The organism is Deinococcus sp. Arct2-2, from assembly GCF_004801315.1.
Classification (GTDB): Bacteria; Deinococcota; Deinococci; order Deinococcales; family Deinococcaceae; genus Deinococcus.
Map to the genome: position 1 here is coordinate 1 of NZ_SSNW01000065.1, position 13,348 is coordinate 13,348.

The following is a 13,348-nucleotide window of genomic DNA, read 5'->3' on the forward strand; positions in this document are numbered from 1 at the left end:
GGCTGGCCCTGACCGCAGCACCACCCGCGAGCAGTGGGAAGAGACCGCGCACCAAAGCCGTCTGAGCGAGTATGCGTACGATCCCAAAGCCAGAACAGACGCCGAGTTGCAAGCCGACCTGTTGCCCGCACTCCGCACGGGTGAGACGGCTGAGGCGGCACAAGCGCGAATAACGGCGGCGACGTCAGAGCGGCAGGCCCGCCGAATAGACACGGGTTTAGGCACCGAGCCTTGGCGTCCGAACCTCCTAGAAAACGATGCGACTTTTCCCAGAGCGCACACGCTGGATCGCCACGGTGCAGCGTTGCCCATGAGCGATATGCAAGACCGCGTAATGGGCGTCGGGCGCTGGGCTGGGCAGCCTCCTGCCTCGTTCGCCTACAAATGGGTAGACGATCATTTGGCCAACAGAGTGATTCAGCAGCATATTGAGCAACACTGGGAAGAAATCAGACTGGCGCTGAAAGAGAAAGAACTATACAAAGCCTCTTGGGATGAGGGAGAGTTGGTTGGGAGAGGGTATTACAACAAGAACGTCGCGTTACCCAACACGCCGAGGACGCCGGTCATAGGCGAGACGAGTTGGGTACAACTGACGATTTTGCTTGATACTAGTGGCCAATCCTACATCCTGACGGCCTTCCCGAAAGGCTCATTCCAGTAAGATGACTTTCTTTGAGGTGACTATGGATTACTCGGAATTGAGGCAACATCTCGCTTTTTTTACAGACGCCGTGGGATTCGATGAAGTCAAAGGGCTTTACAAAGACCGCATAGACTTCGGTTCGACGCATTTGGTGCTTAAAGACCTAAACTATTTGGATCAATTCATTGCCTCTAATCCCGATAAAGTCCTTCTCCGCGAATTTATCGCCTACGAGATGAACTTGGATTTTTCAGACCCTACTGGCGAAGCGGACTTCCAATGGCTGATCGGCGCACGTGACACCATCAGGGCGGCTCTGGCTGAAGCGGGACATCGAGTCACTGCTTCCCCTTAAAAAAGCGGTGCAGAAGTTCGTCCTTCGGAGCCACCGTATGACTTTCTGTTCGGACATGGCCCTTTCACTAGGCGAGCGGGGAAATTCACTGGACAGCCGCACAGCAATCTGCACCTCCTCTCTTCACAAACCAGCCCCTTTCGGCAGACAAGGAAACACACCATGAATCCAACGGAACAGATCAGAGCCTTGGCCGATTCGGTAGACGGACGTGGGCAGGCGCTGGGCAGCGGTTCGGCGCGGGAACTCGTAGACGACTGGCTCGACAACGGCGAACCGGAGCTGGCCCTCGAACACTTGGCCGACGCAATCGTCGAAGACGACGTGTTGATCTCACCCGAAGACTTCGATTTGTTTGAAGCCATCGCGCTGGAACTGGGCAACTCGGAGCGGGTCATCAGCGCCTATTTGCAAAGTCTGGTGGACTGAGATGGGTCAGGAACGCGGCTGGGAAGGGGCTTGTCTATGAATGACGAACTGACCAGAAAGGGCTTTTTGTGGGTGGAGTCGGCGGCGGGCGAACGGGTGCAGGTCACCGACCGGTTCCGGGTGGAATACCAAGACGGAGATCATTTGTATGTCGTAGAAACCGAGCCGTCGCTGGACGACAAGCCCATTTATGCCCGTACCCTGACGCGGGAAGGCGAGGGGCCGCCCCTGTCGGAGGCCGAGCGCGAACAAGTGCTGCACCGCATTCTGACCTTGCTGGAGTTTTCGCAAGACCCTTACGTGCTGGTGCGCTGAACTTAAAGGGGCGAGTTGCTTATTGGTACTCCGTTGACTCTTGAGCAAAAAGATGTCCAGCACGCGAGCACAGCCCCCATCTGAATGGCCGAGAACCCTGTGCAGGGCACTTCCTTCCCAGAAGTCAACGGAGTACCATTATTGATCTCTGCCAAAGTTGGCGACGCTTTTTGCTCTTCAATCGTTGAAGTAGAACCAAAATTCCGCACTGGGACGATGCCCCTGCACTCATAGCGTCGCAGACTTATGCAGAGATCAATAGTGGTAGTCCGTTGAGTTGTCTTGGGGATCCCAGAAACACGTTGTTTTTCGCGGCGTGGGTTGGTCGACCTCAGCGATGGACACGGCCTCTGTCTCCTTCATCAGGCTCAGTCAACGGACTACCAATAGGTTCAGACTTCGCAGCGGCAACTGAGGCGACCCCTCTCTAGGAGATACAGCCGGGACACGCAAGCCGTTGACCTTAAAGCGGCCTCCTCTCCTTGCGCGGCAGGCGTTCACCCATGCCCGTTTCTCCGCTCTTGGCAGTAGTCTGCGGCATAGTCTGCCGCGTCTGAGTTCGCCTCAACTGCGAAGTTTTATGAGCCGGAGGGACAACCGCGCCGAGACCGAATCGAACGTAAGAGAATTAAAAGAAAGCAGCCTCTATGTTCATTTTCAGAACGCCCCACTAAGCTGCAACCGCTCTTTTACCCGCTTCTCTCGCTGCTCATTTTCCTAGTGTCTCAGCAGTGGCCTAAGCTGCTGGGTTTAAACTCCGACGCTTCACTGCTGTTCAAGTTCACGCCTGTTGCTCCACGCTTGCTCAACTCTCACGCTATACAACTGAGTCTTAAAGAGAATTACGGCCCAGTTCAGAGTGCAGCAGTCCCAAAACCACCTTCTTTTTCCTCCTTCTTTGTGGCTGCATTCGGGGCCATGCGGGCCAAATCCCCGAAAGGCACTTCCCATGAGAAAAGCAACCTTTGCCGAGCAACTCCGCTACCGCTTCGACAACTCCATGTCACGGGGGCCAGCGGCCATGATCGGCTGGCTGTTCCTGCTGTCTGCCGTGCTGATTCTCGCCGTCAGCCTTTTTGTGCAGGCGACCCATCAAGTGCCCGCCGGAGCCGACGAAAAACCCCTCGGCTTGGGCGGCCTGCTGTGGTGGAACCTGATGCGCGCGCTCGATTCGGGGGCGGTGGGCGGCGACAGCGGGACGCCACTGTTTCTAGGCACCATGTTCGTCATGACGCTCGGCGGCATTTTCGTGGTCAGTTTGCTGATCGGGGTTGTCACCAGCGGCATTGAGGCCCGGCTGGAAGAACTCCGCAAGGGCCGCTCGTTTGTGGCCGAGGAAGGCCACACCCTGATCCTCGGCTGGTCGCCCCACGTCTTTACCATCCTGTCCGAACTGATCTTGGCCAACGCCAACCAACGCCGCCCCTGCATCGTCATTTTGGCCGATAAGGACAAGGTAGAAATGGACGACGAACTGCGGGCGCGGCTCGGGTCTACGGGCCGTACCCGCATCGTGTGCCGCACCGGAAGCCCGATTGATCTGGCCGATTTGGAGATTGCCAATCCCCATGCGGCCCGCTCCATCATCGTGCTGGCTCCGGAAGACGACAACGCCGATTCCAGCGTCATCAAGGCGATTTTGGCCATCACCAACAACCCCAACCGGCGGCCTGAGCCTTACCATATCGTGGCCGAAATCCGCGATTCGCAGAACATCGAAGCGGCGCGTCTGGTGGGCCGCGAGGAAGCCAGTTTGGTGCTGGTAGACGACCTGATTTCGCGGATCATGGTGCAAACCTGTCGGCAGTCCGGTTTGTCGGTGGTCTACACCGAGTTGCTCGATTTTGGCGGCGACGAAATCTATTTTGCAGAGTTGCCCGCCCTCGTCGGCATGCAGTTCGGTGACGCGCTGGCCGCCTTCGAACAGTCGAGCCTGATGGGGCTGCGCCTGCCGGATGGCCGCGTCCTGATGAATCCGCCGATGGACACGCCCATCGGGGCAGGCACTCAGGTCATTGCGATTTCTGCCGATGACGACACCGTGCGGGCCGCGCCTCTGGTGCCCGACGTGAATGAAGCGGCCATCCGGCAGGCCACCGCCAGACCCCTAGCGCCCGAACATACCCTGGTGCTGGGCTGGAATGACCGCCTCCGGACGGTCATCAGTGAACTTGACCAGTACGTCGCGCCGGGGTCCAGCCTGACCGTCGTGACGACCCTGCCGGACGCCGCAGAAGTCCTTGGTGAACTCGGTTCCGGCCTCAGCCATCAGACGCTGACATTCTCTGCGGGCGACGCCACCGACCGCCGGGTACTCGAAGCTCTGCAACCAGGCCGCTTCGACCACATCATCACCTTGTCGTCGTCTGACGCCCCCGATATCCAGCAGGCCGATGGGCGCACGCTCGTCACGCTGCTGCACCTGCGTGATATGGCGAGCCGCTCCGGGCAAGATTTTTCCATCGTTTCGGAAATGCTGGACGTGCGAAACCGCGAACTGGCCCAAGTCACGCAGGCCGACGATTTCATCGTGTCCGACCGACTGGTGAGCCTGCTGATGTCCCAAATTTCCGAAAATGCAGGGCTGAAAGCCGTCTTCGACGATCTGTTCCGGGCAGACGGGTCTGAAATCTACTTGAAGCCTGCGGGCGACTACGTGGCTCTAGACCAACCGCTGAACTTTTATACCGTGCTGGAAGCGGCGCGGCGGCGCAATGAAGTCGCCATCGGCTACCGCCTGAAAAGCGAAGCGGAGCATCCCAAGCTGTCATACGGCGTGCATCTGAATCCACCCAAGCCGGGGCTGATTCAGTTTTCGGAGCATGACCGGATCATCGTCTTGTCGGAAAGTTAGGCGGAGGCGTTGCCCTAGCCGGGATCGGCCCTGTCCCGTCTCGTCTGGCACCGCCCCTGATGCTGCTGAGGTTTTCGCAGAATCCTGATGCGCTCAGCCAACCTGTCTTTATCTGGTGCAGAGCCAATGCATAGGGCCAACGGGCATGGCCTGAATGTCCTGCCTTACAGCGCCTAGACTGCGCTCCTATGCCCGACTGGTCGTATCGCCCGCTGCTGAGGCCGCTGCTGTTCCGGCTGGCTCCCCGGCAGGCGCGGGGGCTGACGCTGAAGGTGGTGGGCCGTTTGGGCCGACATCCGGCGGGCGGGCGCTTGCTGGATACGGTGGGGCGGCTGCGGCCTCATGCGTCGTTGGAACGCCAGATGTGGGGGCTGACTTTCCGCGCTCCGGTGGGGCTGGGCGCGGGGCTGGATGTCGACGGTCACGCCGTAGCGGGACTGGCGACGTTCGGGCTGGGCTTTACAGAAATCGGCCCCCTGACGCTGGCCCCCATTCTGGCCGATGACGCCACTGGGCCTGCCCTCACCCGGCGACCCGCCGACGAAGTGTTGGTGTCGCCCGACCTGCCCATCAACGCAGGCGTTCAGGCAGCGGCCTCGGCCCTGAAAGACGCCCGCAAACCCGGTATTCCGCTGCTGGCCCGGCTGGCCCACGCGCCGCACGCTTCCGCCGCTGAGCGGTTCAGCGAGTGGACGGCCCTGATGCAGACCCTGGCCCCGTTGGTCGATGCCTTCACGCTGGATTTGTCAGCGCAGGATCTATCGGCACAGGCAGCGGGCGACCTGTCTGCCGATACGCTGCGGCTCTTGGTAGAAACCGCTGCGCCCCGCCGACTGGCGTTGGCGATTCCGGCGGATTTGGAGGAGGACACGTTGATTCGCGTGGCCCAGCGGGTGCAGGCCGCAGAGGCGGGCGGCGTGCTGCTTAAGGACACCTTGCTCCGTGATAGGCGGTGGGAAGCAGGGCCAGAGGTACTCGCCCCAACCCTGCGGAGCCTGCTGGTGCTGCGGCGCATCCTCGGCCCAGACGCGGTGCTGATTGCGGGTGGGGCACACGCGCCGGGAGACGTCCACGCGCTCCTCGACCGTGGCGCGTCGTTGGTTCATCTGAGGGCGGGCTTGGTGTTTCAGGGGCCGGGGCTGGCGCAGCGGGCACACGAAACGCTGGCGTTGAGCGCCCCGCCTGCACCCGCGCCCCTCGGCTGGCCGTGGATGGCGATGCTGGGCTTGGGCCTCGCGTTCGGGGGCGGGCTGGCCGCTTGGGTGGGACTGATCTTTGTCATCTTGCCTTACGACGAGGCGTTCGTAGGCCTCAGCCGGGCCGGGCTGGAGCAGATCAACCATCACCTCCTGGCCTTCTTAACCCATGACCGCCTGACGTTGGCAGGCACGATGCTGTCGCTGGGCGTGCTGTATCTGGGCCTCGCCCTCTTTCCGCTGCGGCGCGGCATGGCGTGGGCGTGGGACGCGCTGGTCTGGTCGGCCACGCTGGGCTTCCTCAGCTTCGGGCTCTTTTTGGGCTACGGCTACTTTGACCCGCTGCACGGCGCGGTGGCCGCCCTGCTGCTGCCGATGTACCTGCTGGGCTTGCGGGGCCGCCCCCGGCAGGAAGGCGTAGGCGAGGTGCATGACCTGACCAACGACCGCACGTGGCGCGTGGGCATGGCGGGCCAACTGCTGTGGGTGGCCACCGGCGTGGGGTTGGTGCTGGCGGGCCTCACGATTTCGCTGGTGGGCATTACCACCGTGTTCGTGCCGCAAGACCTGAGCTTTATGCACACCACCGCCGACGCCCTGCACGCGGCCAATCCGCGCCTGGTGGCCCTGATCGCCCATGACCGTGCAGGCTTTGGCGGGGCGCTGGCCGCCAACGGCATCGGCGTACTGCTGAGCGTGCTGTGGGGCTACCGCCGGGGTGCACGCTGGCTGTGGTGGACGCTGTTGGCATCGGGCGTACCCGGGTTTACGGCGGCGCTGTGTGTGCACCAGCACGTCGGCTACCTCGACTTTTGGCATCTCGCCCCGGCGGTGCTGGGCTTGGCCCTGTTCGTGGGGGCATTGGCCCTGTCTGCGGGCTTTTTGCACAGCGGACACCGGGAAGGGCCACAGGCAACCAGCGCAAAAGCGGGGGGGTGGAAGCGGGCCTAAACGGGAGTGCCGCCAGAAAAGAGCGAGAAGGAGAGTTGGTTTCTTCGCCCTGATTGAAACCACAAAGGATGAAGCTTGAACCGTAGTCCAGACCCCACCGCTGCTGCCCTATCCTTGGCCGAGGAAGCGGGCGGCGGCTCCCTCGCCGTAAGCGAGCGGCACCGTTGCCCCGTGCGGCAGCAGACTGAGGGCTTCTCCCGTCAGCGCCATGCAGCGGTCTTGATCTCCGGCAGTCGGCCCCGCCGCACCCGGAAGGCGGTAGAGGTACAGCAGGCCCTGATAAACGGCCATCCCCACGCTGTCCCCCGGTGGCGGCTGCAAATTCAGCACGACGTCTTTTGTCCGGAGAGCGGCGCCGGGTGCCGAGCGGGCACGGTCTAAGTCCCACTGGGCAAAATCCAGTTGGGCAATACAGAACTGCGGTGTGTGTACTTCCACTGCCCTCATGGCTTCTCCTGATCCTGACCCAGTTCCGCAACAACGAGTTCCGCACCATCGAACAGGGTCAGTGTGTATGGACTGCGGGCAGCTTGACCCTTCAGGCGTTAACAGCTCGTAAAAGGCGTGCGCGTTGTTGGGGTGTAAGCGCCCCGCCCGCAGCTGTGTGAAGCAGGAATGAAGGTGCAAAGCAGCCGGAAACCGGACAGCACACTCCAGCTCAGGGCCGGCAGGTTGAGACGGGTGGGATGACGCCTCAGGCCTGACCGCGCCCACCGACTTCGGCTCCGGCAACTGCCCCAGCGAGAGGCTGATAGGCTAGAAGCCCTTCCCCCTCAACAGGCCGCGCGTGGACTGCGCTGTTTTCTCTCAAGCTTTCCCCAAAGGACGCCCCTATGCCTACTCCTTTCAGTCTCCTCGAACGCCGCATTTTGAACGCCAAAGGGGTCAGTGACGACCAGTTGGAGCGGCTGCACGAACTCGGCATTGCGGCGCGGGAAGATTTTGTGACCGTCGGCGACCCCGAAACCCTGGTGGAACTTCTGCCCGACCTCGGCGCAGAGGTGGCGGGACGGGTGCTGGCTTGGGCGCTTCCGGCAGCCCTGCCCTCTGCCGCCGCACCCCTTGATACTGCGCCCCTCAATGGTGCGCCCACCCTGGCCAGCCCCCTGATCGTGAACACCAGCGACGCGGTGTACTGCGTGCATTGCCAGTTCAAGCAGCCCAAAGATTACGGCGTGGGCGATCTGTGCTCCAACTGCGGCCTGCAAGCCGAGCCGATAGAGACGTGCTATTGGTGCGCCTCGAGCGGGCCGGGCAAGTTCTGCCGGGTCTGCGGAGCGCAGTTTGTCAGCACCGCCGAACTGTCGCTGGCCCTGCTGCTGCGCCGCGACGGGGTCGCCAAAGACGACATTCCCCGCAAACTGGACGCCCTGAACGCCAGCGAAAAAGACGCCTTGTGGGGCCGGGTGCGCCGTGCGCGGCTTTAAAGCCTGATGCGGGCGGTCTGCGAGCGGTGCGCCGCCCTTCAGCCTGCCGACTGGCAAGCGGGCGACCTGTGCGGAACATGCGGTGAGGCCAGCCGCCGCGACGTGCGCTGCCCGTGGTGTACGCGCCTGACGCCCAAAGCCGCCTTTTGCCGGGCCTGCGGCTCTGGGCTGGTGCCTGCCGCGTGGTACGGCGCGGCCCGCATGCTCAAGGCCGCAGGAGTCGATCAGTTCAGCGTGCCCGAACGGCTGGCACAGCTGCCGGACGCCCAGCGCGACCATTTTTCCCGGCTGTACGCGCCCCACAGCCGGGCGCTGGAACGGCAAGTCGATGACCTCGCCTATGTGGAAAGCTTTTTGCGGGGCGGCGGCTGGAGCCGGGCGCTGGAAGACGAGTGGCTGCCGCACTTGCCGCTGCCGCCCGAAACGCTGGCCCAACTCACGGGGCCGCCTTCACCTGCGCCCAACCATGCACAGGCAGCAGACCTAGAGCGGCTGGCCCACATTCGGGACAGCTCTCCCCTGCCGCACACCGCGCAACTGGCGGCGCTGGCCCGCATCCGGCTGGGTGCGCCCCGCAGCGCGGAGGATTCGCGGCGGGCAGGCGAGGCCATGCGCTCCCCCGACGAGCAGCTGCGGGAGGAAGCGGCACTGGCGCTGGGGCACTGGCGCTTTGTCACCGCTTACGGCTACGCGGTGCAGCCCGGTACGCTGCGGGACGAACTGCTGGCGGTGTACAGGCGCAGCGGGCACGTGGAAGCGGCGCTGGGGCTGGCGCTCTTGGCGGCTCAATATGCCAACGTGCAGAGCCTTGCTTTTTCGCCGGAACTGTTCGCGCCGCTGCTGGGGGCTGAAGATCCCGGTGTGGCTTTTGCCGCCGCTCTGGTGCTGGGCCAAACAGACCTGTTGGTGGCCGCCCTGAAACATCCGGAGCGCCGACACGCGGCGGCCCGCTGCTTGATTCGGCAAGGTCAGGCTGCGCCGGTGGCCGCCGTGTTCCTGCACCTGACCCCCGACGAGCAAGAAGATGTGCTGAGTGCGCTTCGCTTCGGCGTGGGCCAAATTGGGGAGTGGTGTGAGGTGCTGGCCACCGTACTGGACACGTCGCCCTCGGCGCAACTGCGCCGTTCGGCGGCCCATGTGCTGGTGCGGGAAGGGCGGCCCGAGGACGCGCTGCGGTTGGTGGCAGCCGACCCCAGCAGCTTTGCCGATCCAGTGCTGCGGAGTCCCGCCCTGAGCGCCCATGACCTTGAGGCCGTGTGCCTGCTCCTGCTGCGCCTCGGCGAGTTTGACCTGTCCCGCGTGCCTGCCCTGTCTGAACTGGCCCGTTCTGGCCGCGCCGCACAGGGGGTTGTGCCGGGGGCTTTTGCCGGGGCAGATGAGGCAGGCCAACAAGAACTGTGCGCTTTTGCGGGGCAGCAACTCCGGGCGGGCGGCGGGCCGGGATTGCCCGGATTCTTGTGGCAGGTGATCGAGCAAGCGCCGTCTCTAAGCGTCCGGGCGCGGGCGTGGCACGCCTTGTCTGGCTGGTATCAATACCCGGGCGAGGGGCAAGAACCGCTGCTGCGCTGCTCGCGGGACACGGTGACCCGCTTTTTTGGCAATCTGCCCAGCTTTCTGGAACGGCTGTGCCGGGTCATCGAGCAGCCTGAGGTGCTGCGTGCGGCGTCCGGCTACGACGACTTTTTGCGCCTGCTCTCCGATGTGGATGACGACCTGTTGCCTGCGCTGCGGGAAGAGTCGGCACTGACAGGGCGCTTCAGGCAGGCCCTCTTGACGTTGTGCGTGGACGAAACCGCTTACAGCCAACTGCGGGGAGCCAGTGCGGGGCTGCTGGGCCGGCTGTGTGTTTCCGGCGCAGAGCGGACGGCTCTCCAGCGCCTCTTGCTGGCGCAGTTGGAAGCCGATCCACCTTGGGCCGTGCAGCAGGAACTGGCCCAGTTGAAAGGTGCAGGGTAGAGCGGGTGGGGCAAAAGCGTTCCGGAGTTTCCCCTCCGCCCACCTCTGCCCCACCCGGTGACCAGTTTATCTCTGAGGCACTTCCGGCCCTGCGGTACCTGAATCTGCACCGCCCGACACCGCTGCGCCCTGTACCGATTGCAGGGCCATCATCATCTTGACCACATCGGTGATTTGGCCGGTGGCCTGCCCCGCGGCCCCGCCCCCCGCACCGTCCGAGACTGTAATCAGCTTGGCCTGGGCCAAGGCGCGGGCGATTTCGGGTACCAGTTGGGGCAGCATCTCGATTTGGCGGTAGCGCAGGTACGCTTCGCCGCCCGCCATAATCGCCTCGTTGACCTGCCGGATGCTTTGGGCGTTGGCGTCGGCCATTTTCAGCACCCGGATGGCGTCGGCGTCGGCAGCGGCGGTGGCCTCGATCCGCACCCGCACAGCGTCGGCTTCGGCCTGCGCCAATTGCGTGGCCCGCAACTCCGAAGACCGCTGGGTGCCGAGGGCGTCTTGCTTCAGCGCTTCGGCCTGCGCGATCAGGGCGGCGTTGCTGGCCTGCGTCTGGGCCAATTCGCGGGATTTGTCGCTGATGACCCGCTCGGCTTCGAGCTGCGCTTCCCGCGCCCGCCGCCCCTGCTGCGTGGCCACGATGTCGGCGTTGGCGCTGGCTTCCGCCGCCGATTGACGCCGCCGCGCATCGGCCACTTCGCTCTGTACCACCTTGATGTTCAGCGAATTGAAGATCAGCCCTAGGTCGGTCAGTTCCTTGCTGCACGCCTTGCGAATGATGATGGCGAGGGGATCGTCGTCGTCTTCAGCGGCCTGAATGGCAGGCAAGGTAGGATCGACGCTTTGCAACTGCACTGAAGGAAGGCGTATGGGCGCAGTTTTGGCGCTGAACAATTGATCGTGCGTCAGCAGGTTGATGGCGCGGCGGCCCGCAGACGACAACAGGTCGTTCAGAATCGCCATCTGATCGTCTTCGGGTTTAGAGAAAAAGCGGTTGGCTGCCGTTTTGATCAATTGATCGGAGTCGCCCACACTGACAATCGCGCTGGCCAGCACCCGCACCTTGATCGGGCGCGGCACGCCGAGGTCGTCTATATCGGCGGTCTGATCGGTGATGTCGAGATCCACGTTGATGGCCTTGCTGGACAGCGTGGTACCCGTAGTCAGCAGCGGCACTTCCAACGATTTGCCGGGGCCTCGGTAGATCACGGTGGTGCCGCGCAACCAACTGACCATTCGGATGGTTCCGGCCTGTACGTTGCGCAGGAAACTACCGACGAGGATCGGAATGACCACCACCACCACCAACAGGGCGACGGCAATAAAAATAAGCGTATTGAAGTTCATGGCAAAGCTCCTTAAAAGACGTGATTGGGAAAGGTCAATCTGGACGGTGAAGTTGACCTGTTGTTTCTGATGAAAAACTGCCCCACTAACCCAAGCTGGAGACTGTACAGCGGTTGCGCTCTTCGTCTATGGCTTCAAGGCGCACCCGGTCGCCGCGCTTGATCCGCACGCCTCGGGTGTGTTCCGCGGGGGTTTGAAGGGCCAGCAGTTGCCGGATTTCGCCCTCGAATTCCAGTTGCACCAGTCCGTTGCCGCTGCGGTCAAAGTCGGTTACGGCTTGCCCCGCAGACATCACAGCGCTGCCGAGCGAGCGGGCGGGGCGCGACTGAAACGTCATCAGGGCATTCCAGTACGGCCCCGTGAGCCAACGCTCGAAGGCGAGGCCGCCCACTGCCGCCAAGACGAACACCACTACGGCGGGCCAAGTGGCGCTGGCCGTCACACCGGTCAGGAGCAGACCCACCAAGCCGAAGCCCAGCACCACGCTGAACACCACGCGGGGCGAGGTCATGAGCATCAGCGTGCCGAGCCAACTCTCGCCTATGCCTGCGTGCTGGTGAGCTGCATGGGGGTGCGCGGCGCTGGCGTGACGGCCATGCGTCCCGATGTGACTGTCGCCAGCAGGATGGCCCCCAGACTGGTTGCCACCATGTTGCCGCCCGCCGGGCGAGTGTCCGTGCGCCAAACCCAGCGCGGCCATGACCATCAACCCAAGTAAACCGAATGCGGCGGCGAACATATAAACGTTCATGTCGGTGCAAGCTCCTCTGGAGCGCGAAGTGGGAGCACCCTCTCACCCGTGACCAGCCGTAGCCTAGTCCTGCGGTCAGGGGGCCGCGCAAGCTCAGGCCGTTACTGGATGCGTAACGCTGCAGCAAGCAGGGCGGACATGGACCAAGAGTTGACTTGAGGAGGGGACGTTGCCCTCGTTTGACCCACGGCCGATGGAGGACAGGGAAGGCCTGAATTTTCCTGAGAGTCCGCCGCAAGGCGCCGCGACTTCCCGCTCTGAGACTGCTCAATGAACTGTGGGCGGCCAGAGGTCCTGTCCGCCGGATCAAAACCCACTTCCGGATGCGGGCAGATCAGGCGTGGCGAGCCGGAGACAGGCTGCCTGAGCGGCAGGCCCGTGAGCCGGTGCAACGCGCCGGCAAGCCGGGGGTGGTGGGCGAATTGACCGAGATTTCAGGGACAGATCAGCGCCCAGCGCACGACCCAACTCTATGAATGCCCGAAGAAGCGCCGCCGGGCGCTTGAGTTTTCCCAGTGGATTTCGCTCCCCGAATGGTGCCTATGGCCGAAGGCAGAGGCCAATCGGCAGGCACAATGGCCGCGTGGCGGCCCTGACGGGTGCGCCGGCCCAAGCCTTAGGCTGCTTGCCAGAGTGCATCAGGAACGTGATCTTGGCCGCACAACTCTCCGGTTGGGGAAAATCAGCAGTCTTGACACCATTTCGCTCACGCCGGGGCGGCTGAGGGGCGAGGAGGGGCGCATGGCGCAAACCTATACTTCTGGAGGCGCGGACCCATTGCAAGCGGGTCAATCACGGCTGATCCGCCTGGCCCACGACATCGCGGCCTGTCACCACGAACGCTGGGACGGTGGCGGCTCAGCGGCGCGGATGGTGGCCGTTGCCGATGTTCTGGACGCCCTCACTCACGCCCGGCCTGACAAAGCAGCGTGGACTGTTGAAGAAGCGGTGACCGAAATTCAGCGAAATGCGGGCCTTCAATTTGACCCGGAGACCGTCGCCGCTTTCGACACGCTCGTGCTGACTGGTGAACTCCGCAGCATCTTGGCCCGGTACGCCTGACGCGGTTCAGTTGACCCGAATCGACTTGAGACCTGAGCTTCAGTCCCGGACGGCCTTAA

The 13,348-nt window shown here is 63.2% G+C and carries 13 protein-coding genes; 9 read left to right on the forward strand and 4 right to left on the reverse strand.

Annotation, left to right across the window (positions count from 1 at the left end; genetic code table 11):
* The 6 genes from E7T06_RS21415 to E7T06_RS20135 form a co-directional block, all read left to right on the forward strand.
* On the forward strand, positions 1-664 hold a 664-nt coding region (locus E7T06_RS21415; protein ID WP_168733683.1), incomplete at its 5' end, for a hypothetical protein.
* Positions 665-686: 22 nt separating this feature from the next.
* Entirely contained in the window at positions 687-1,001 is a 315-nt protein-coding gene (locus tag E7T06_RS20115; RefSeq protein WP_136367549.1) for a hypothetical protein, read from the forward strand.
* A gap of 162 nt (positions 1,002-1,163) precedes the next feature.
* Entirely contained in the window at positions 1,164-1,430 is a 267-nt protein-coding gene (locus E7T06_RS20120) for a MafI family immunity protein (RefSeq protein ID WP_136367550.1), read from the forward strand.
* A 36-nt stretch (positions 1,431-1,466) separates the two neighbouring features.
* Positions 1,467-1,745, forward strand: a complete 279-nt coding sequence (locus tag E7T06_RS20125) for a hypothetical protein (RefSeq protein WP_136367551.1) — start codon at positions 1,467-1,469, stop codon at positions 1,743-1,745.
* A gap of 949 nt (positions 1,746-2,694) precedes the next feature.
* Positions 2,695-4,599, forward strand: coding sequence for an NAD-binding protein (locus E7T06_RS20130; protein WP_136367552.1), 1,905 nt, complete (start codon positions 2,695-2,697; stop codon positions 4,597-4,599).
* A gap of 188 nt (positions 4,600-4,787) precedes the next feature.
* A complete protein-coding gene (locus tag E7T06_RS20135) occupies positions 4,788-6,746 on the forward strand; it encodes a hypothetical protein (protein ID WP_136367553.1) in 1,959 nt (652 codons plus the stop codon).
* 108 nt (positions 6,747-6,854) lie between these two features.
* Here E7T06_RS20135 and E7T06_RS20140 read toward each other — a convergent pair whose 3' ends face one another.
* Positions 6,855-7,193 (reverse strand): hypothetical protein, encoded by a 339-nt coding sequence (locus E7T06_RS20140; RefSeq protein WP_136367554.1) that lies wholly within the window; start codon positions 7,191-7,193, stop codon positions 6,855-6,857.
* 386 nt (positions 7,194-7,579) lie between these two features.
* Here E7T06_RS20140 and E7T06_RS20145 point away from each other — a divergent pair, with 386 nt between their 5' ends.
* Both E7T06_RS20145 and E7T06_RS20150 read left to right on the forward strand, forming a co-directional pair.
* Entirely contained in the window at positions 7,580-8,173 is a 594-nt protein-coding gene (locus E7T06_RS20145; protein WP_136367555.1) for a hypothetical protein, read from the forward strand.
* Positions 8,174-8,179: 6 nt separating this feature from the next.
* Entirely contained in the window at positions 8,180-10,129 is a 1,950-nt protein-coding gene (locus E7T06_RS20150; RefSeq protein ID WP_136367556.1) for a zinc ribbon domain-containing protein, read from the forward strand.
* 66 nt (positions 10,130-10,195) lie between these two features.
* Here E7T06_RS20150 and E7T06_RS20155 read toward each other — a convergent pair whose 3' ends face one another.
* The 3 genes from E7T06_RS20155 to E7T06_RS21420 all read right to left on the reverse strand — a co-directional run bounded on the left by E7T06_RS20155 (position 10,196) and on the right by E7T06_RS21420 (position 12,840).
* Positions 10,196-11,476: a hypothetical protein gene (locus tag E7T06_RS20155; RefSeq protein ID WP_136367557.1), complete on the reverse strand. Its 1,281-nt coding sequence runs from the start codon at positions 11,474-11,476 to the stop codon at positions 10,196-10,198.
* Between the two features lie 85 nt (positions 11,477-11,561).
* Positions 11,562-12,227 carry a hypothetical protein gene (locus E7T06_RS20160; protein ID WP_136367558.1) on the reverse strand — a complete coding sequence of 222 codons (666 nt, stop codon included), beginning with the start codon at positions 12,225-12,227 and terminating at the stop codon, positions 11,562-11,564.
* A 445-nt stretch (positions 12,228-12,672) separates the two neighbouring features.
* Positions 12,673-12,840, reverse strand: coding sequence for a hypothetical protein (locus tag E7T06_RS21420; RefSeq protein ID WP_168733684.1), 168 nt, complete (start codon positions 12,838-12,840; stop codon positions 12,673-12,675).
* Between the two features lie 20 nt (positions 12,841-12,860).
* Here E7T06_RS21420 and E7T06_RS20165 point away from each other — a divergent pair, with 20 nt between their 5' ends.
* Complete coding sequence (locus E7T06_RS20165; RefSeq protein WP_346763224.1) at positions 12,861-13,289, forward strand: HD domain-containing phosphohydrolase; 429 nt, start codon at positions 12,861-12,863, stop codon at positions 13,287-13,289.
* The last annotated feature ends 59 nt before the right edge of the window (positions 13,290-13,348 follow it).